Here is a 19529-nt window from a genome sequence, read left to right as displayed (position 1 = left end):
TCAGCTCCCCTTGACGGGCGCGGCCGTCGTGTCGGACGTGTCACTCCTGTCCGTGAACGGCTCCCCGTGGACGTACCTGCCGAGCGCGGTCAGCGGGAAGACCTGCCGGTAGAGGTGGTAGTTGATCGAGAAGTCCCAGGGGAAGCCGGTCCCGGTGAAGTACGGCTCGTCCCAGGAGCCGTCCTCGCGCTGGGTGACCGCGAGCCACTCGATCCCGCGTTCCACGGCCTTCGACTCCCGCTCCCCCGCCGCCAGCAGCGCGAGCAGGGCCCACCCGGTCTGGGAGGCGGTGGAGGCGCCCTTGCCGCTCCATCCGGCGACGTCCTGGTAGGAGCGCAGGTCCTCGCCCCAGCCGCCGTCGTCGTTCTGCACGGCCTTGAGCCAGGCGACGGCCCGGCGGATCGCGGGGTGCGATGCGGGCAGCCCGGCGGCCACCAGCGCCGGGACCACCGACCCCGTGCCGTACACGTAGTTGACGCCCCAGCGCCCGAACCACGAGCCGTTCGGCTCCTGTTCGGCGAGCAGCCAGTCGATGCCGCGGCGGGTGCGTTCGTCGTGGGCGAGTCCCTCGACGGCCAGCATCTCCACGACGTGCGCGGTGACGTCGGCGGACGGCGGGTCGATGACCTCACCGAAGTCGCAGAAGGGAAGCTTGTTGGGGAACGGACTGGTGTTGTCGACATCGAAGGCGCCCCACGCGCCGTTCTTCGACTGCATGCCGAGGTTCCAGCGCACTCCGCGTGCGATCGCCTTGTTGACGCGCTCGGGGTCGGGGTGTTGGACGCGGCGCAGCGCGAGGGCGACCTCGGCGGTGTCGTCGATGTCGGGGTAGTTGTCGTTGTGGAACTCGAACGCCCAGCCGCCCGGCGCGAGTCCTGGTCTGCGGACGGCCCAGTCTCCGGGCCGGGCGATCTCCTCGCCGAGCATCCAGTCCGCGGCCTTCACCAGTTGCGGATGGTCGGCGGGCAGTCCGGCGTCGACGAGGGCGATGGTCGCGAGGCAGGTGTCCCACACCGGCGACTGGCAGGCCTCGATCATCCGGGCCCCGTCCTCGCGCCACACGGCAAACCGGTCGAGGGACTCCAACCCGGCACGCATCACGGGGTGTTGGAGGTCGTAGCCGAGCAGGTGCAGCGCGATGACCGAGTACACGGCCGGGGGCTGGATGCCGCCCCAGCAGCCGTCGTTCTCCTGCCGCTCGATGATCCAGCGGGCCGCGCTGTTCATGGCCGCCCTGCGCAGTGGCTTCAGGGCCACCTTGTGGTAGCCGTGCAGGACCTTGTCGAGCCGCTGGAAGAGGCCGTCCCAGCTCGCGACGGGAGCAAGGGGCGCGGCCGGGTGGGGATCGCGGGGGTCGGTGTGCAGTTCGTCGAGCGGGAACGGAGCGGGCCGCACCGGCCGCTTCGCCGAGACGACGGTCAGGGGGACGATGGTCTGGCGTGCCCAGCACCCGAAGTCGTAGATGTTCAGGGGCATCCACTTCGGGAAGTAGATGAGCTCCGGCGGGAGTTCGGGCAGGTCCTCCCACTTCCACCAGCCGAACAGGGCGAGCCAGATCCGGGTGAAGACGCGTGAGGCGGCGATACCGCCCTGGGCGCGGATCCACTCCGACGCCTTCGCCATGTGCGGGGCGTCAGGGGCGTCTCCGGACAGGCGCAGGGCGACGTACGCCTCGATGGTGGTGGAGAGTTCCCCGGGCCCGCCGTAGAAGGTCCCCCAGGTGCCGTCCTCGCGTTGCTCGCCGCGGATGAAGAGGGCGGCGGCGTGCGTGGTCTTCTCGTCGCGGACGCCCAGGAACTGACGCAGGAGCAGGTCCTCGGCGTCCATGGTGACGTTGGTCTCCAGGTCGCCCTTCCACCAGCCCTGGGCGTCCTGGCGCGAGAGCAGGAAGTCGGTGGCGCGCGCTGTCGCGCGTACGGCGGCTTCCGCGACCCCCGCCACTCCGGGGGTGTCGATGTCGGTGTCGGTTTCGCTGGCCGAGGCAGCGCGGGGTGGTGGTGCCCCGGTGCTTCCGTCGGTCGTCGCTGTCATGGCTTCCCCTTCGTGCAGTGGCATGTCTCTGCTGTGGGTCCGCCGTCGGCCGGTGCTCACCGTGCCCGAGGCACCGGCCGGCGACTACGCGAGGGTTATTCGACCGATAGGGATCATCTCTTTCCCGGTAGTGATCATCTCTTTCGTACGACGACGAAGTCGGCGAGCGCCACGAACTGGTCGCGCACCCGGTCGGGCATCCGGATCTCCTCCAGGGCGTCAAGGGCGATCCGGTGCTGGCGACGCGCCTCCTCGGCGGTCCAGTCGCGCCCGCCGGCCTCCTCGATGAGGGCGGCGCGGGCGGCGAACTCCTCCTCGGAGAAGTTCTCGATGTCGCTGCTCTTGGCGTCGGCCGTGAGGATCTCGCCGAGGCGCTCGGAGGCCTGGCCGCCCGCCGCGAGCGCCGCCACCACCGGCAGGGACTTCTTGCGCTGCCGCAGGTCGCTCCAGGTCTGCTTGCCGGTGGACTCCGGGTCGCCCCAGATGCCCAGCAGGTCGTCGACGGCCTGGAAGGCGAGGCCGAGGTGGTAGCCGTACTTCTCCAGCATGTCGGCCGTGTGCTCGTCGGCGCCGCCGAGGACCGCACCGATCGAGCAGGCGCAGGCGAGCAGCGCGCCGGTCTTGTTGCCCTCCATCTCCAGGCACTCCGCGACGCTGACACGGTCCCGGTGCTCGTAGGAGATGTCCTGGGCCTGGCCGTCGATGAGGGCGCGGGTGGCCGTGGTCAGCCGACGGGTGGCACGGCCGGCTTCGACCGTGCCGAGTTCGAGGAGGATCTCGTTGGCGAGCGCCATGAGGGCGTCGCCGACGAGGATGGCCTGGGCCGGGCCGTGCACCTTCCAGACGGTGTCGCGGTGGCGGCGCTGCTCGTCACCGTCCATCAGGTCGTCGTGCAGGAGCGAGAAGTTGTGTACCAGCTCGACCGCGACGGCGCCGGGGATGCCGATCTCGGGGGCCGCCTCGGTGACCTCGGCGGACAGCACGGCGAGCGCGGGCCGCACGGCCTTGCCGCCGTCGCCGTCGGCGGGTTTGCCCGCGGCGTCGATCCAGCCGAAGTGGTAGGCGGCGACCGTGTCCATGGGCGGCGCCAGTCGGTCGACGGCCGCCCGCAGCACCGGAGTGGCCAGGGTCCGGCCGCGCTCCAGGAGCGCGGTCACGTCCACCGCGGTCTCGCGCGCGGCCGTCACGGCCGGGGGCACAGGGGGCACAGTCTCTCCTCTTGTTGCGGTGCGGGAGGTGCGGGGGTCTGCCTCGCGTCGCTCATCGAGCGTCACGCCGCCTCCTCGAAGTCGAAGAGATGGTCGCGGGGTCTGCCCAGGGCGCCCAGTGCGGCGTCCGCCGCGCTGATGCCGCTGCGGACCGCACTCTCCATGGTCGCGGGCCACCCTGTGGCGGTCCACGCTCCGGCCAGGTACAGGCCGGGGGCCTTGGTGCGGGCGCCGGGCCGCAGCCGCCCGACGCCGGGAGTGGGAGCGAACGTCGCCGTGCGCTCCCGGGTCACGAAGAAGTCGCGCACGCTCGCACCACGCGTGCCCGGAAGCAGCCGTTCCAGCTCCGGCAGGTACCGCTCGCGCAGGACGGACACAGGTGTGTCGATCTCGTCCTGAGCCGCCGACTGCGACAGCGCCAGGTACTGGCCCTCGCTCAGCCCGGACGCCTCGGTCCGGTCGAACACCCACTGCACCGGGGTGCCGAGGGCCGTGAAGAACGGCTTGTCGAGCACCTTCCGGTCGTACACGACATGGAGGTTGAGGATCGGGGCCGTGCCGATCTCCAGCAGCCGCCCGGGGTGGTCGAGCGCGTCCGCGGGCAGCAGATCGTGCGCCTCGCGCTGCGGTACGGCGAGGACGACGGCGTCCGCGTCGACGGTCTCACCGGGCACCTGAACCGCCCAACCCCCGTTTCCGTTGCGGGAGATGGAGGTGACGCGGGTACGGAGTCCGGTACGGACGCCCGCCGAGTCGAGCGCCTTGCGGGCCAGCCGGTCGTGCAGTTCGCCCAGCGGGACACGCGCCCAGCCGATGTCGGCCGCGCCCGGGTCGGACAGCAGACCGGTCTTGAACACCATCGCGGCGAGCGCGAGAGAGGCGTCTTCGGCCACCGCGTTGAGGGTGGCGACCCCCACGAGGTCCCACAGTGCCTCGACGGCACGAGCCGACTGACCGTGTGCGCCCAGCCAGCTGCCGAAGTCCTGGGTGTCCAGCGCGGGATCCGCGAGGTCGAGGGCCTTGAGCGCCAGTGCGGCCCGCCCCACTTTGGCGCGCTCGGCGAGCGAGAGGTGCGGATACGTGGCGAGGCTGCGCCCCAGATGCAGCGGTACGGGCAGCGCGTCGCGCCGCAGTCTGCCGAGCCGCCGCCCGGCACGGGCCTCGACATCGAGTACGGGCACGTCGAGACGGTCCTGCAAGGGGGCGAGCGCGGTCCCGTCGACGCGGTCGAGGAACCAGCGGTACGCGGTGCAGCAGCGCAGGTACACATGCTGTCCGTTGTCGACGGTCAGGTTGCCGCGCTGGAAGGAGAAGGCGAGTCCGCCGAGCCGGGGCCGTCCTTCGAGCAGGGTGACGCGCACTCCGGCGTCGGCCAGCGACAGCGCGGCGGTGATCCCGGCGAGCCCGCCGCCGATCACGACGGCCGACCGCCCGTCTGCCGCCCCCGCCGAGGCAGGCGGGACGTTCGCAACACGACCTGTCAGTCCCTCGGGGTGTGTGCCGTCGGTCATCGTGTGCCCTCCCCCGCGCCGTGGCCGTGGTACTTCAGCGAGCCACGGCAGGCCGTTGCCGTCTGGGACGCGGCCGGGCGGCGGAGGGTTGCGTGCCGCCTTTCGCCGGGGGAGCCGCCTTGGTCGGAACAGGCCCTGGCCATCACAAGCGCCTCCTGGCGGGCCGGCTGACGGTGCGGCGGGAGACATGGCGGGCATCGAGACCGGACAGTCCACGCACGGCGACGTACGCCTTCTCCCGTCCCGGCAGCGAGACCCGGCCGCGCAGCACGGCCTCCGGCTCGCGCTCGATGCGGTCGAGGAGGCGGCGGTAGATGCCGGCCATGGCGGCGACACAGGCGCCGCTGCGCCGGTCGAGCATGGGCAGCAGCCGGTAGCCCTCGGCGAAAAGGGTGCGGGCCCGGCGCACTTCGAAGTGGATGAGGCCCGCGAAGTCGGAGTCGGCCGGTGGGACCGGCCGGCCGAACCCGGCCGAGCAGCCGAACTTGGCGAGGTCGTCGGCGGGCAGATAGGTGCGATCGCCCAGGGCGTCCTCGCGAACGTCCCTGAGGATGTTGGTGAGTTGCAGTGCGAGCCCCAGCGTGTCGGCGTACTCGGACGCGCGCTCGATACCTCGCGCGCCCGGTTCCGTACCGAACACGCCCAGTGAGACGCGTCCGATGGCGCCCGCCACGCAGCGGCAGTAGACCTTGAGGTCGTCCCAGGTCTCGTAGGCCTCGCCGCGGACGTCCATCAGGACGCCCTCGATGAGTTCGTCGAGGCCGCCGAGCGGGATCGGGAACTGCTCGCCGGCATGCGCGAGGGCGACGGCGACCGGGTCGGTCTCGTCCTCGTCGACATCGCCTTCACGGACCCGGGTGAGCAGGGCCCGGGTGTCCTCAAGTCTGGCCACCTTGACGTCGGGGGAGAGCGCGCCGTCACCGATGTCGTCGACGCGCCGCGCGAACGCGTAGACCGCGGACAGAGCACGGCGCTTGGGCGTCGGCAGCAGTCTGATGCCGTACGCGAAGTTTCGTGCCTGCTGTCCGGTGACGGCCTCGCAGTAGCTGTAGGCGGCGAGTACCGGTGCGGACACGTGTGGATCGGGCTCCACGGTCCGGATCACCCCTCTCCTCGCAGAGTCACGCCCGCCTCACGCAGCAGTCGAAGCCTGCCTGGCTTGGGCGGGCCGGGAAGTACGTCATAGTCGGCGGCGGCGATGGCGTGGATCGCCGCCCTTCCCCCCGCGACGAACCCGGCAAGGAGCAGCCTCAGCCTGCCGTGGACGCTACCCACCAGGGGGTTGCCCTCATTCAGCAGGTCACGGGCGCGTTCGGCTTCATACGCAACCAGCGCGCGCACCGATGCGCCTGCCGTGGTCGCCGCGAGATCCGCCTCCCGGACGTGAAAGCGCTTCATGTCCGCGGCGGGCAGGTAGATGCGGTCGCGGCCGAGATCCTCGGCCACGTCCTGGAGGTGTTCGACGATCTGCAGGGCTGTACAGACGGCGTCGGAGCGGCGCACGCGCTCGGGCGTGGACGTGCCGGTGACGGCGAGGACGAGGCGGCCGACGGGGTTGGCGGACAGTTCGCAGTAGGCGAGGAGGTCGTCGTACGTCTCGTACCGCCGGACGACCTGGTCCTGACGGTTGGCCGCGATCAGACCGAGGAAGGGCTCGGGCGTCAGGGACCGGCGGCGGACGGTGAGCTGGAGGCGGCGCAGCAGGGGGTGACGGGGGCTCGCGTCGAACACCCTCCGCAGGTCGGCCTCGAAGGCGTCCAGCAGGACCGACCGGTCCTCGGCCTCCTCGGGGGACACGCCCAGCAGGCGGGCGTCGGCGCCGCCGGGCGCGAGGTCGCCGTCACCGATGTCGTCGACCAGGCGGGCGAAGCCGTAGACCGCCATGAGGTCGGCGCGCCACGCCCTGGGCAGGAAGAACGGTGCCACGGGAAAGTTCTCGGCCGCGGCCTTGTCGAGGGTGCCGCGCTCCGGGTCGCCGGTGCGCGCCGTCCCGGCTTCGGTCACCGCTCGTCACCCGGCGCGGGGACGGCACAAGCGTCGCGGAGGTGGGGAGTTTCCGTAGCCATTGCCGTCACATCTCCCGTTCTACACTGCCGACGCAATACACACTATTTCGGACACGCCGCCCGGTGGACGGCTCCATACGGCGGGTACCGGGTGTCGCGCATTATGGCCCTACTTGCCGCGATTCGGCACCGGTACAGCTTACGTTGTACAACGCGCCCTACTCCGTCGGGGTGTCCTGAGCATCACGACAACACACCGATTGGCCCGAAGCTTCCTCAGCGGAACCGGAGTTGGTCCCTTCTTTGCCGTACGGGACCGTCCTTGCCGAGTTCGTTGCCCGTCCTTGGCACCCGGACCCCGCCGGAGGCGTTCCGGCGGGGTCCGGTGCATGCTGGTGGTGAGGGACGGGACCGGCCCTCGGAGTACCGGCTACTTGCCGGTGAACTTCTCGTACTCCTTGAGGACGTCCTCGGTGGGCCCGTCCATCCGCAGCTCGCCGCGTTCCAGCCACAGGACGCGGTCGCAGGTGTCGCGGATCGACTTGTTGTTGTGGCTCACCAGGAAGACGGTGCCGGCCTCCTTGCGCAGCTCGCGGATGCGGGCCTCGGAGCGCTTCTGGAACTTGCGGTCACCGGTGGCGAGGGCCTCGTCGATCATGAGGACGTCGTGGTCCTTGGCGGCCGCGATGGAGAAGCGCAGGCGCGCCGCCATGCCGGAGGAGTAGGTGCGCATGGGCAGGGTGATGAAGTCGCCCTTCTCGTTGATGCCCGAGAAGTCGACGATCCCCTGGTAGCGCTCCTTGATCTGCTCGCGGGACATACCCATCGCGAGCCCGCCCAGGATGACGTTCCGTTCGCCCGTCAGATCGTTCATCAGGGCGGCGTTGACGCCGAGGAGCGAGGGCTGGCCGTCGGTGTAGACCTTGCCGCTCTCCGCGGGGAGCAGGCCGGCGACGGCGCGCAGCAGGGTGGACTTGCCGGAGCCGTTGGAGCCGATCAGGCCGATGGCCTCACCGCGGTAGGCGGTGAAGGAGACGCCCCGGACCGCGTGCACCTTGCGCACACCGCGCGCCGTGTCGTCGGAGCCCCTCCTGAGGATGCGGCTGAGAGCCGCGGTGGCGCTGCCCTTGCCGGTCTTGGCGCCGTTGACGCGGTAGACGATGTGCAACTCGTCCGCGATGACGGTGGGAATGCGTGCCTCAGCCACGGCCGTACCGCTCCTCCGCCTTCCAGAAGTACACGAAGCCGCCGAGGGCGACGAGCGCGGCCCAGCCGCCCGCGACCGCCCATACGTGCGGGGGCAGGTTCTCGGAACCGTAGCCGTCGATCAGCGCGAAGCGCATCAGGTCCATGTAGATGGCGGCGGGGTTCCACTGGAGGACGTCGGCGATCCACCGCGGGTGGTCGGCGAGCATCACGGGGATCGAGAACATGACGCCGGAGGCGTACATCCAGGTCCGCATGACGAACGGCATCAGCTGCGCGAGGTCGGGGGTCTTGGCGCCCATCCGGGCCATGATCATCGCCAGGCCGGTGTTGAAGAGGAACTGCAGGGCGAGGACCGGGAGGATCAGCACCCAGGACAGGCGCGGGTAACTGCCGAAGGCCACCGCCACGACGAACAGCACGATCATCGAGAAGAGCAGCTGCTGGAGCTGCTGGAGCGAGAACGAGATCGGCAGCGAGGCACGCGGGAAGTGCAGCGCCCGCACCAGGCCGAGGTTGCCGGAGATCGCACGGACGCCCGCCATGACCGAGCTCTGCGTGAAGGTGAAGACGAAGACACCCGTGACCAGGAACGGGATGTAGACCTCGCGGGCCATGCCCCTGTCCGCGTTGAGGATCAGCCCGAAGATCAGGAAGTACACCAGCGCGTTGAGCAGCGGAGTCGCCACCTGCCAGAGCTGGCCGAGCTTGGCCTGGCTGTACTGGGCGGTGAGTTTCGCCTGGGAGAAGGCGAGGATGAAGTGGCGGCGCCCCCAGAGCTGGGCGACGTACTCGCCGAGCCCGGGCCGGGCTCCGCTGACCGCGAGGCCGTACTTGGCGGCCAGCTCGGCGGGGGAGAGTCCCTCGTCGGGCGACGGCCGGTCGCTCACGGCGACTGAGCCGTCATGCGTTGTCTCACTCACAAGTGGAAACTTTCGTCCTCAAAAGTGCGCAGGCTGGTCGGGCCCAGGCAGAAACCCGGTTCCGGGGTACCGCCGAATGCTCTCAGATATCGAGCTTGTCAGATGACGGGAGGTCGGCCCAATCGGGTAAGACGCCACACCGTACGCCACTTCATGGGCCGACGGGCACCGCACGCGGTCGTCCAGCCCTCCTTGAAGCCGCCGAACCAGGCCCTCAGGGCGGCCCGCGAAGGTCTGCGAACCAGCGTCAGCAGCACCCAGACGCCGAGGTAGACCGGCACCAGGAGCGCGGGGAGGTTGCGGCGGGCGAGCCAGACCCGGTTGCGGGCGACCATGCGGTGGTAGACCGCGTGCCGGGAGGGCGCGGTCGTGGGGTGGTACAGCACCATGTCGGACCGGTAGTCGATCATCCAGCCCGCGTCGAGGGCCCGCCATGCCAGGTCGGTTTCCTCGTGTGCGTAGAAGAATTCGTCCGGAAGTCCGCCTACTTCGGCGAGAACCTTCGTACGGACGGCGTTGGCGCCGCCGAGGAACGTGGTCACCCGGGAGGAACGCATCGGGTCGGCGGCCCGCAGGCGGGGCACGTGGCGCCGCTGGGTGACGCCGGTGTCCGGGTCGGCGATGCGGAAGCTGACGATCCCGAGCTTCGGGTCGGCCGCGAAGGCCGCACGGCACAGCTCGGCGGTGTCGTTGCGGGCCAGCAGGCCGTCGTCGTCGAGGAACAGCAGGATGTCGACGTCGGTCCCGCCGGGGCCGAATGCCTCGATGCCGACGTTGCGGCCGCCGGGGATGCCGAGGTTCTCGGGCAGTTCGACGGTGCGTACGCCCTCGGGGACCTCCGGCACCGGGGAGCCGTTGCCGACGACGACCACCTCGACCCGGTCGCCGTCCTGCTTGGCGACCGAGTCGAGGAGGGCACGCAGTTCGTCGGGGCGGTTGCCCATGGTGATGATGACCGCGCCGACCTTCATGCCGCTGCTCACTTCAGCCTGCTGGAGGCCAGGACGGACACCAGGTGCAGCAGGGTCTGCAGGAGCGCGATACCCGCCAGTACGGCGACGCCGAGCCGCGAGAAGAACAGGTCGCCCCGCACCGTGTCCAGGACCGCGAGGACCAGGATCAGCAAGGACGCCTCGACGCCCAGGACCAGCCGGTGGAACTTCAGCGCGGCGGCGGCCCTGCGGGCCAGCGCCACGCCGGAGGAGCGCGGCACGGAGGCCGACTCCTGGACCGGCGGCTTCCCGGCCTGGTGGCGGGCGACCCCGACGAGGTCCGTCTCGGCCTTGATCAGGATCGCGCCCAGAGCGGCCAGCGTGCCGAGGAAGGCCCACAGCCAGTCGATCCGCCCGGAGCCCCACAGGTCGGCGGCGCGCAGGCCGAAACCGACCAGTACGGCGGCGTCGCAGAGGTAGGCGGCGACGCGATCCATGTAGACCCCGGCGAGCGAGTACTGCTTCTTCCAGCGCGCTATCTCACCGTCGACGCAGTCCAGCAGCAGATAGAGCTGGACCATCAGCACGCCGAGCACCGCGCCCGGGATCCCCGGCACCAGCAGGGCCGGGGCGGCGAGGACACCGCAGAGGGTCATCAGGTAGGTCAGCTGGTTGGGCGTGACCCGGGTGTTCACCAGGTGCCGGTCGATGCGCAGCGAGATCTCGCGCATGTACAGCCGCCCGGCCCAGTGCTCGCCGCTCCGCCGGTCCTTCACGCCCGGGGGGTGGACGACCGGGCGGAGTTCAGCTACCGATGGCTTTTGCATAGTCGGCGTATGCGTCCCTGATCTGGTCGGTGGACAGGTCGAGATGTTCGAGGATCGTGTAGCGGCCGGGCCGGGTCTGCGGGGCGAACTCCACGACCTGGACAAACTCCTCGGCGGTGAAGCCGATCTCGTCCGGGAGGACGGGCAGGCCGTGGTGCCGGAGGACTTCGACCATCTGCCCCGCGATCTCGTGGTGGCCCCGCAGGAACGTGGCGAACGCACCGCCGAGGCCGCACTGCTCGCCGTGGAGGGCGTTGCGCCGCGGGAAGCTCAGGTCGAACGCGTGGCTGATCTCGTGGCAGGCGCCCGACGCGGGACGGCTGTCGCCGGCGACGGACATGGAGATGCCGCAGAGTACGAGGGACTCGGACAGGGTCGTCAGGAAGTCGTCGTCGCCGATGCCACCGGGGTGACGCAGCACCGCTTCGGCGGCCTGCCGTGCCATGGCGGCGGCCAGCCCGTCGACTTTCTCACCCGTCTCCCGGCTCGAAAGCTCCCAGTCGGCCACGGCGGAGATCTTGCAGATCACATCGCCGATCCCGGCCCGCACGAAGCGCACCGGTGCCTCACGGATGACATCCAGGTCGATGACGATCCCGATCGGATTGGGCACACCGTACGAGCCGCGGCCCGCGTCGTTGTCGAGCGTGGCCACCGGAGAGCACAGACCGTCGTTGGCGAGGTTCGTGGCCACGGCGACAAGCGGCAGGCCGACTCGGGCGGCGGCGTACTTGGCGCAGTCGATGACCTTGCCGCCGCCGAGCCCGATCACGGCGTCGTAGTGCCCGCCCTTCTTGATCGAGTCGGCGAGCCGTACCGCGCCGTCGATGGTGCCGTCGGCGTCGCAGAACCAGTCCGCCTCCGGCAGCGCGGGGGAGAACCGCTCGCGCAGCGCACGGCCGGAGCCGCCGCTGATCGCGAAGGCCATCCGGCCGGACGGCGCGATGCGCTGGTCCGACAGGATCGTCGCCAGGTCGTCGAGCGCACCGGGACGGATGTCGACGACGACCGGCGAGGGGATGAGCCTCGTCAGTACTGGCACGCGATCTCACGTCCCTTGGCGAGGTCGTCGTGGTTGTCGATCTCCACCCACCTGACGTCGCCGATGGGCGCGACGTCGATCCTGAAGCCGCGGTTCACGAGTTCCTGGTAGCCGTGCTCGTAGAACTGCTGGGGGTCGGTCTCGAAGACCGTCTTCAGCGCGTCGGCCAGCTCGTCGGCGGCCTCGCCCTCGATGAGGGTGACGCCGATGTACTCGCCGGAGGCCTCCGCCGGGTCCATCAGCTTGGTGATCTTCGTCATGCCCTTCCCGGGGTCGACGACGACCTTCATCTCCTCGTCGGCGAGGGACTTCACGGTGTCGACGGCGAGGATGATCCTCTTGCCGTCGCCACGGGCGGCGAGCAGGGTCTTCTCGACGGAGACCGGGTGCACGGTGTCGCCGTTCGCGAGGATCACCGAGTGCTTGATGGCGTCACGGCCGCACCACAGGGAGTAGGCGTTGTTCCACTCCTCGGCCTTGTCGTTGTCGATGAGGGTGATCTTGAGGCCGTACTTCTGCTCCAGGGCCTCGCGCCGCTCGTACACGGCCTCCTTGCGGTAGCCGACGATGATCGCGACCTCGGTCAGACCGATCTCGGCGAAGTTGCCGAGGGTCAGGTCCAGGACGGTGAGGCTGTCCTCGTCACCTTCCGGTCCCACCGGCACCAGCGCCTTGGGCAGGGTGTCGGTGTAGGGGCGCAGACGCCGTCCGGCGCCGGCCGCCAGCACGAGGCCGATCATGCGGGTTCTCCTTCATCGTGTACGGCGGGTGCTTGGGAGGACACCCAGAAACGGATGCTCTCGGCGAGCACCACCAGCGCCACGGCCACGGCGGCAGCCGTGAGCGCGACCTTGAACTCTGTGGGCGCGAGCAGCGCGGCCAGGACGGTGACCAGCAGCGTCCTGCCTTCGTGCCCGCCGATCGCCCGCACCAGCCAGTGCGGCGGCGCGCCGGCGTTGCCGCGGATGCGGTACACCGTGTCGTAGTGATGGTAGGCGACGGCCGCCACCAGCCCGAAAGCCGCCGGCAGGGCCCCGTTCACACCGGCTTTGGCCGCCAGTACCAGAACCGTGCAGTACTCGGCGGCGCGGAAGAAGGGGGGAACGAGCCAGTCCAGGCGGCCCTTCAGGGGCAGCGACACCGCGGCGGCGGAGGTGAACACGTACAGTGCGGCGGCGCCCACGGGCAGCCAACTGCCGTACGGCTCAAGCCAGGCGGCCGCGACGAGGATCACAGCGCCCGGCAGCGCGACGAAGGCACGCGCGCTGAACGGGGGCTTGGCGGGCAGCTTGCTCAACAGCCGTGCGAGCGTCTCCGCGAGGGGGCCGCTGTCCGCGAGGTCCGCCAGCGCACCCGCGGCCCGGTCCGTCCTGCGCGCCTTGCGCGTCAGTGACCGCAGCACACGGCCCGCTGTGGTGTAGGTCGCGGCGAACGCGCAGCCGACGAGCAGCGCGTAGAAGGTGATCCGAGGAGTGGTGACGGCGGTCAACACGGCGATCATCGCCCAGCGTTCACCGATGGGCAGCACGATCATCCGGCGTACCCACACCGTCCAGCCGACGCTGTCGAGCCGGTCCGAAAGGGCCGCGGTGGGGCTGGTGTTGGCGGCCGCGACGCCCTGCTCGTCGACGTTCGCCTCGTTGAAGGAGAAGTCGACGACATGGCGACAGGTCTGCAGGACCATCGCGCCGAGGGCGAGCGCCCACACGTCGTCACCACCGCGGGCCGCGCCGAGGGCGAGGCCCGCGTAGTAGGCGTACTCCTTGGCGCGGTCGAAGGTGGCGTCGAGCCAGGCGCCGAGTGTCGAGTACTGCAGGGAGTAGCGGGCGAGCTGCCCGTCGGTGCAGTCGAGGACGAAGGAGAAGAGGAGCAGCACACCGGCCGCGACGAAGCCGCCGCGGGTGCCGGTGGCCGCGCAGCCCGCCGCGATCAGGGCGGTGAGCAGGGACGCGGTGGTGACCTGGTTCGGGGTCAGGCCGCGGCGGGCGCACCAGCGCGCGATGTAGCGGGAGTACGGGCTGATGAAGTGCGTGGTGAAGAAGCCGTCGCGGGACTTCACGGCCGTACGCAGCCGGACGGCCTCGTCGTCGACGGCGGCCACGGCCCGGCGGGCCTCGTCCAGGGACTGGGGGTCGACGGGGACCGTGGCGACGAGGGTGCCGAGTTCGGGGCGGTGCACGGCGACGCCGTCCGCGTCGAGGGCGGTGGCGAGGCGGTCGGCGAGGTCGTCCACGGCGAGGGCCGTACCACCCGTGGGCGTGGAGCCCTCGCGGGCCACCGCACGGGTCAGTGCCTGCCGGGCGGCGGGCTGGACGGTCACGGCGCCGGGCAGTGCGGCGGCCGGGAAGCGGGGATCGGTGAGGCCGAGACGCAGCGCGTGGACGTGGCCCATGAAGCGGGCGTCGACGAGGGCGACCCGGTGCCCGGCGGGGACCTGGGCCAGGAGCGTCTCGGCGTCACCGGCGTCGGAGGCGACCCGCACGTCGAAGCCGAGCGACCGCAGATCGCCCTCCAGCGACGATCCGGGGACCGGCTGACCGGTGAGGATGGCGGTCGACAGACGAACTCACTCCCTGGGTACCGACGCGATGGCGCCGGGCGTGTGCGGGCGGGGACGCCCCTGGCCGAGGGCGGCCGGGCGGCGTGTCGGCAGAGGGTATCGGATGATGGGAAGAGAGCGTTCACCGGCCGTTCATGGTCTGCTCAACCCGGTCTGCTCGGCCCTTGCCGTGATCATCATGGGTGATGCCGGTGCCGCGTCACAAACCGCCACCGCGCATTGCTCTCCATAGCGGCGCATTCCTGTCATCGCGTACGGGGCGCGGGCCGCGGCATAGGGTGGTGAGCCATGACATGGCTGATCACAGGTGGGGCCGGGTACATCGGGGCACACGTGGCGCGGGCCATGGCCGGCGCCGGGGAACACGTGGTGGTGCTCGACGATCTCTCGGCCGGGGTGCCCGCCCGGCTCCCCGAGGACATCCCGCTGGTGCGGGGTGCGGCGCAGGACGCCGAGTTGCTGAAGCGGGTACTGGCCGAGCACTCCGTGACGGGTGTGGTGCATCTCGCGGCCCGCAAACAGGTGGGCGAGTCCGTGGCGCAGCCGACGCGCTACTACCAGGAGAACCTGGGCGCTCTGGCCACGCTCCTGGAGGCGGTGGCCGAGGCGGGGATCAGACGGTTCCTGTTCTCCTCGTCCGCGGCGGTGTACGGCAACCCGGACGTGGAGCTCATCACAGAGGACACGCCGTGCGCGCCGGTGAATCCGTACGGCGAGACGAAACTCACCGGGGAGTGGCTGGTGCGGGCGGCGGGCCGGGCCCACGGCATCGCGACCGTGTGTCTGCGCTACTTCAACGTGGCGGGCACGGCGGCGCCGGAACTGGCCGACACCGGCGTCTTCAACATAATCCCGATGGTCTTCGACCGGCTCACCCGCGATGAGGCCCCGCGCGTCTTCGGCGACGACTACCCGACGCCGGACGGCACCTGTGTCCGCGACTACATCCACGTCGCCGACCTCGCCGAGGCGCACCTGGCGGCGGCCCGGCGACTGACCCAGGGCGCCACGGGGGACCTGACGGTCAACATCGGCCGCGGTGAGGGTGTTTCGGTCCGTGAACTCATCACCCTCATCGGCGAGGTGAGCGGCGACCGGCGGCCCCCGCTCGTCGAGCCGCGCCGCCCCGGGGACGCCCCGCGCGCGGTCGCCTCGGCGGAACTCGCCGCCCGGGAACTGGGCTGGACGGCCCGGCGCGACGTACGCGAGATGGTCGAATCGGCCTGGGCCGGGTGGCGGCTGCACCATGGCGGATGATCTCTCCGAGCCCCTGACCTGCGGTTCATTTTCGCAGGTCAGCGCACATGACAACGGTGTTCAGTGCCGCGTTGCACATACCCCCCACCCGTAGTTGACTGGGGCTCCCGAACGCACTGCGAGAGACCGAAGGGCGGAGTCATGGGGGCTGGGCACGATCACGGGCACGCGCACGGAGCGTCGGCCGGCGGTACGGCGACGGCGGCGTACCGGGGGAAGCTGCGTGTCGCGCTGACGATCACGCTCACCGTCATGGTGATCCAGATCGTGGGCGGGATTCTCGCGGATTCGCTCGCGCTCATCGCGGACGCGGCCCATATGGCCACCGACGCCGTGGGGCTGACTATGGCGCTGCTCGCGATCCACTTCGCGGGACGGCCCGCGAGCGACCAGCGAACGTTCGGGTACGCACGCGCCGAGATCCTCGCCGCGCTCGCCAACTGCGTGCTGCTGCTCGGCGTGGGCGGCTACCTCCTGTACGAGGCCATCGAGCGCTTCGTCACACCGGCCGAGACCAAGGGCGGGCTCGCCATCACGTTCGCGCTGATCGGTCTGGCGGCGAACATGATCTCGCTCACGTTGCTGATGCGGGGGCAGAAGGAGAGCCTGAACGTGCGGGGCGCGTTCCTGGAGGTGGTGGCGGACGCGCTGGGCTCGGTGGCGGTGCTGGTCTCCGGGGTGGTCATCCTGACGACGGGCTGGCAGGCCGCCGACCCGATCGCCTCGCTCGTCATCGGTCTGATGATCGTCCCTCGTACGGTCAAGCTGCTGCGCGAGACGCTCGACGTGCTGCTGGAGGCGGCTCCCAAGAACGTCGACATGGCGAAGGTACGGGCGCACATCCTGGCGCTGCCGGGCGTGGAGGACGTCCACGACCTGCACGCCTGGACCATCACCTCGGGCATGCCGGTCCTCTCCGCGCATGTGGTCGTCGGCTCCGAGACGCTCGGCGCCCTCGGGCACGAGAAGCTGCTGCACGAACTCCAGCGCTGCCTCGGCGACCACTTCGACGTCGAGCACTGCACTTTCCAGCTGGAGCCGAGCGGTCACGCGGAGCACGAGGCTAAGCTGTGCCACTGAGATCCCGCTCGGTCCCGCTCGGTACCGGGTGCCGGCGGGGCTGGTGACTTCGAGGAGGTGGGTTGATGACTGTCGCGTTCGGCGCTGCCCTGCGCAGCGACACGTGTGTCCCCACTTCCCGGGCCGACGGCTGACCCGGTCTCGTCATCTCGTCGAGAGGTCGGCCCGGCCCTTTCACCCAAGGGTTTTCCCATGACCGACACCATCGACGACTCCGCACAGACCATGTCATGGCGCACCCGGCCGGAGTCCCCCGCCGACCGTGCCGAGGTGTACGAGCTGACCGCCGCCGCCTTCGGGAGGGCGGAGGAGGCCGATCTGGTGGAGGCGCTGCGCTCCGATCCCGGGGCCTGGCTGCCGGACCTCTCGTACGTCGCCGAAGGACCGGACGGTGCGGTCGCGGCGTACGCGCTGCTCACCCGGTGCCATGTCGACGAGGTGCCCGCGCTCGCGCTGGCGCCCGTCGCCGTACGGCCCGGCCGGCAGCGGCAGGGAGCGGGAGCGGCCGTCGTACGCGCGGTGCTGGAGGCGGCACGGGGGCGCGAGGAGCGGCTCGTGCTCGTACTCGGGCATCCGGAGTACTACCCGCGCTTCGGTTTCACGCGGGCTTCCGCATACGGCATCCGGCCCGGGTTCGACGCACCGGACGAGGCGATGATGGCGCTCGTGCTGAACGGTTCCGCATGTGTGGCACCGGGCACGATCAGGTATCCCACCGCTTTCGGCGTCTGATCCGCGCCCCCTCCGCATGGCCCGCTCCGGGGTGCCGGTGCGGGACATGCGGAGGGGGGCCAACCGCCGTGAGCACCGGTTTCGTACGGCAGACTTGAGACCGGACGAACGAGGTTAAGGATGGGTATGCCGATCACACCTGCCACCGAGATGCACAGTTCCCCGAACGGCATCACGGAAGCGATTCTGCTGGAACTGGTCGACGAGGACGGCAACACCATCGGCACGGCGGAGAAGCTCGCCGTCCACCAGCCGCCCGGGCAGCTGCACCGGGCGTTCTCCGTGTTCCTCTTCGACGAGCGCGGGCGGCTGCTGCTCCAGCAGCGCGCCCTCGGCAAGTACCACTCCCCTGGTGTGTGGTCGAACACGTGCTGCGGCCATCCGTACCCGGGCGAGGCCCCCTTCGCGGCGGCGGCCCGGCGCACGTACGAGGAGCTGGGGGTCTCTCCGTCGCTGCTCGCCGAGGCGGGCACCGTCCGCTACAACCACCCCGACCCGCGCTCGGGCCTGGTGGAGCAGGAGTTCAACCACCTGTTCGTGGGACTCGTGCAGTCCCCGCCGCGCCCCGAGCCCGAGGAGGTCGGGGCAACGGCCTTCGTGACACCCGCGGAGCTGGCGGAGCGGCATGCGAAGGACCCCTTCTCCGCCTGGTTCACGACCGTGCTGGACGCGGCCCGTCCGGCGGTCAGGGAGCTGACAGGCGCGTCCGCGGGCTGGTGAGCCGGGGCCAGGTCCGCACCTCTGAGGTGCATCGCCGACACCTCTCAGTCACATCTCAGGACCTCTCAGTGCGATACGCCCAGGCCCTGTCGTCAAACTCCCGCCGTCCGCCCGGAGGGCGGGCCCCGCGGCGAGTGGGGGTACCTCCCACGCCCTTAAGGCAGTGGGGGAGGGAGTTTGACGACAGGGCCTAGGGGAGGCGCGCGGGATGCAAGGGCAGGGCGGCCCAGATCACCTTGCCGCCGCTCGCGGTGTGCTCCACGTCGCACCCGCCGCCCGCCTCCCGGGCGATCTCCTGGACGAGCAGCAGCCCCCGGCCGCCGGTCCGGGCGTGGTCGGTCTGCAGAGCGGTCGGGCGGTAGGGGTGGTTGTCCTCCACCGCGATACGCACCCACTCGGCCCCGACGGCGACCTCCACGGCGATCGTCGGCGACAGCAGCGCCGCGTGTTTGACCGCGTTGGTCACCAGTTCGGAGACGATCAGCAGCAGCCCATGGCCCAGGTCCTCCGTGACGGGCACGCCCTGGCGGCCGAGCAGATCGCGGACGGCGCGCCGCGCCTGTGGAACCGAGGCGTCGACGGCCGGAGCGGTGAACCGCCACACCCCTTCGTACGGCAGCGGCCCCGGCGGTCGTAGGTCGGGGGATACGTCCTCGCCGCCCGCAGGGCGTGGGCCCGGCCCCCGCCCCTGGTCGTCCATCGTCCGGTCGCCGCCCTTGCGCTCGATTGTCACCACACGTCGAGTGTTGGTAACGCAGGGGCGCGGACCGGAGGACTGAACAGAAGTCAGCGCGTATCGACGACTTCCGCCTGCCTTTGAACGGTACGGTCGGCGGCACGACCACCCCTGTCCGCGTCGTGCCGCCTTGCGAATTATTCGGGTTGTACGGGCTTGACTCCGGGCCCGCCCGGTTTCTTCCCGGGGGTCATCCGGTCCGAGACCATGCCGACGATGCGCCGCCCGCCGTACCCGGCCGCGATCAGACCGAGGCCGTCGAAAAGCAGCGCGAGCGAGAAGAACGAACCCATGACGTACTTGCTGCTCGGCCAGGAGGCCAGCACCACGATGCCGAGGAACAGCCCGAAGGCGCCCTGGACGAGGGTCCAGCCGAACTGCGGCCCGCGCACCACGAGGCTGCCGATCACCCGGAACACCCCGCCGCTCAGGAACAGCAGCGCGCCGAACATGGCAAGGGCCTCGGCCCCCGCCTCGGGCCTGCGGATCATGACCACGCCGGCCGCGATGTTCAGGGCGGCGACCACCACAGCGAGCCAGAAGAAGCTGGTGCCGCGCGCCTGGACCGCTTGCATCAGGCCGACCACACCGCCGATCAGCAGCAGCCAGCCGAACAGGAGCATCGTGGTCAGGGTGGCGAACGCGGTGTAGAGGAGCCCGACGAGCCCCGCGAGCACCAGGATCACACCGAGTGCGCCGACCCAGGTGAAACCGCGGCGAAGTCCGGCGGTCCGGTCGTGCTTCGTTCGTGTCATCGG

At 70.6% G+C, this 19529-nt stretch carries 19 protein-coding genes; 4 read left to right on the top strand and 15 right to left on the bottom strand.

What is annotated here, in order from left to right; all coding sequences use genetic code 11:
- The 13 genes from shc to IE262_RS15635 form a co-directional block, all read right to left on the bottom strand.
- Positions 1-2031 (bottom strand): squalene--hopene cyclase, encoded by a 2031-nt coding sequence (gene shc, locus IE262_RS15690; RefSeq protein WP_189874258.1) that lies wholly within the window; start codon positions 2029-2031, stop codon positions 1-3.
- Between the two features lie 134 nt (positions 2032-2165).
- Positions 2166-3230, bottom strand: a complete 1065-nt coding sequence (locus tag IE262_RS15685) for a polyprenyl synthetase family protein (RefSeq protein WP_166681669.1) — start codon at positions 3228-3230, stop codon at positions 2166-2168.
- Positions 3231-3301: 71 nt separating this feature from the next.
- Positions 3302-4750 (bottom strand): hydroxysqualene dehydroxylase HpnE, encoded by a 1449-nt coding sequence (gene hpnE, locus IE262_RS15680; protein ID WP_189874256.1) that lies wholly within the window; start codon positions 4748-4750, stop codon positions 3302-3304.
- A complete protein-coding gene (locus tag IE262_RS40535; RefSeq protein WP_373305054.1) occupies positions 4747-4893 on the bottom strand; it encodes a DUF6380 family protein in 147 nt (48 codons plus the stop codon). The genes hpnE and IE262_RS40535 overlap by 4 nt, the downstream gene beginning before the upstream one ends.
- Positions 4893-5855: a presqualene diphosphate synthase HpnD gene (gene hpnD / locus IE262_RS15675; protein ID WP_189874254.1), complete on the bottom strand. Its 963-nt coding sequence runs from the start codon at positions 5853-5855 to the stop codon at positions 4893-4895. The genes IE262_RS40535 and hpnD overlap by 1 nt, the downstream gene beginning before the upstream one ends.
- On the bottom strand, positions 5852-6754 hold the full coding sequence (hpnC, locus tag IE262_RS15670) for a squalene synthase HpnC (RefSeq protein WP_189874252.1): 903 nt from the start codon (positions 6752-6754) through the stop codon (positions 5852-5854). The genes hpnD and hpnC overlap by 4 nt, the downstream gene beginning before the upstream one ends.
- Positions 6755-7186: 432 nt before the next feature.
- Entirely contained in the window at positions 7187-7963 is a 777-nt protein-coding gene (locus IE262_RS15665; protein ID WP_189874250.1) for an ABC transporter ATP-binding protein, read from the bottom strand.
- Positions 7956-8885 (bottom strand): ABC transporter permease, encoded by a 930-nt coding sequence (locus tag IE262_RS15660; RefSeq protein ID WP_189874248.1) that lies wholly within the window; start codon positions 8883-8885, stop codon positions 7956-7958. The genes IE262_RS15665 and IE262_RS15660 overlap by 8 nt, the downstream gene beginning before the upstream one ends.
- A 98-nt stretch (positions 8886-8983) precedes the next feature.
- The gene (locus tag IE262_RS15655; protein WP_189874246.1) at positions 8984-9868 is read right to left on the bottom strand and encodes a glycosyltransferase family 2 protein; all 885 of its coding nucleotides are present in this window, start codon (positions 9866-9868) and stop codon (positions 8984-8986) included.
- Positions 9865-10593 carry a CDP-alcohol phosphatidyltransferase family protein gene (locus IE262_RS15650; protein WP_229877276.1) on the bottom strand — a complete coding sequence of 243 codons (729 nt, stop codon included), beginning with the start codon at positions 10591-10593 and terminating at the stop codon, positions 9865-9867. The genes IE262_RS15655 and IE262_RS15650 overlap by 4 nt, the downstream gene beginning before the upstream one ends.
- A gap of 28 nt (positions 10594-10621) precedes the next feature.
- Positions 10622-11686: an iron-containing alcohol dehydrogenase family protein gene (locus IE262_RS15645; RefSeq protein WP_189874242.1), complete on the bottom strand. Its 1065-nt coding sequence runs from the start codon at positions 11684-11686 to the stop codon at positions 10622-10624.
- Positions 11674-12426, bottom strand: coding sequence for a phosphocholine cytidylyltransferase family protein (locus IE262_RS15640; RefSeq protein WP_189874240.1), 753 nt, complete (start codon positions 12424-12426; stop codon positions 11674-11676). The genes IE262_RS15645 and IE262_RS15640 overlap by 13 nt, the downstream gene beginning before the upstream one ends.
- A complete protein-coding gene (locus tag IE262_RS15635; RefSeq protein WP_189874567.1) occupies positions 12423-14246 on the bottom strand; it encodes a DUF5941 domain-containing protein in 1824 nt (607 codons plus the stop codon). The genes IE262_RS15640 and IE262_RS15635 overlap by 4 nt, the downstream gene beginning before the upstream one ends.
- Before the next feature lie 288 nt (positions 14247-14534).
- On the opposite strand from IE262_RS15635, the gene galE reads away from it, so the two are divergent.
- The 4 genes from galE to idi all read left to right on the top strand — a co-directional run bounded on the left by galE (position 14535) and on the right by idi (position 18035).
- On the top strand, positions 14535-15503 hold the full coding sequence (galE, locus tag IE262_RS15630; protein WP_189874238.1) for a UDP-glucose 4-epimerase GalE: 969 nt from the start codon (positions 14535-14537) through the stop codon (positions 15501-15503).
- A gap of 141 nt (positions 15504-15644) precedes the next feature.
- Positions 15645-16583, top strand: coding sequence for a cation diffusion facilitator family transporter (locus IE262_RS15625; RefSeq protein ID WP_134037079.1), 939 nt, complete (start codon positions 15645-15647; stop codon positions 16581-16583).
- 192 nt (positions 16584-16775) lie between these two features.
- Complete coding sequence (locus tag IE262_RS15620; RefSeq protein ID WP_189874236.1) at positions 16776-17315, top strand: GNAT family N-acetyltransferase; 540 nt, start codon at positions 16776-16778, stop codon at positions 17313-17315.
- A 126-nt stretch (positions 17316-17441) separates the two neighbouring features.
- Positions 17442-18035, top strand: coding sequence for an isopentenyl-diphosphate Delta-isomerase (idi, locus tag IE262_RS15615; protein ID WP_134037075.1), 594 nt, complete (start codon positions 17442-17444; stop codon positions 18033-18035).
- A 190-nt stretch (positions 18036-18225) separates the two neighbouring features.
- On the opposite strand, the gene IE262_RS15610 is transcribed toward idi, so the two are convergent.
- Both IE262_RS15610 and IE262_RS15605 read right to left on the bottom strand, forming a co-directional pair.
- The gene (locus IE262_RS15610; RefSeq protein WP_134037785.1) at positions 18226-18735 is read right to left on the bottom strand and encodes an ATP-binding protein; all 510 of its coding nucleotides are present in this window, start codon (positions 18733-18735) and stop codon (positions 18226-18228) included.
- A gap of 173 nt (positions 18736-18908) precedes the next feature.
- Positions 18909-19526, bottom strand: coding sequence for an HdeD family acid-resistance protein (locus IE262_RS15605; RefSeq protein ID WP_134037072.1), 618 nt, complete (start codon positions 19524-19526; stop codon positions 18909-18911).
- Positions 19527-19529: the final 3 nt, after the last annotated feature.

The sequence above is a fragment of the Streptomyces bluensis genome (genome assembly GCF_014650715.1).
Taxonomy (GTDB): Bacteria; Actinomycetota; Actinomycetes; order Streptomycetales; family Streptomycetaceae; genus Streptomyces; species Streptomyces bluensis.
The sequence above is the reverse complement of the archived record's forward strand: the minus strand, read 5'-3'. Positions and strand labels throughout refer to the sequence as shown.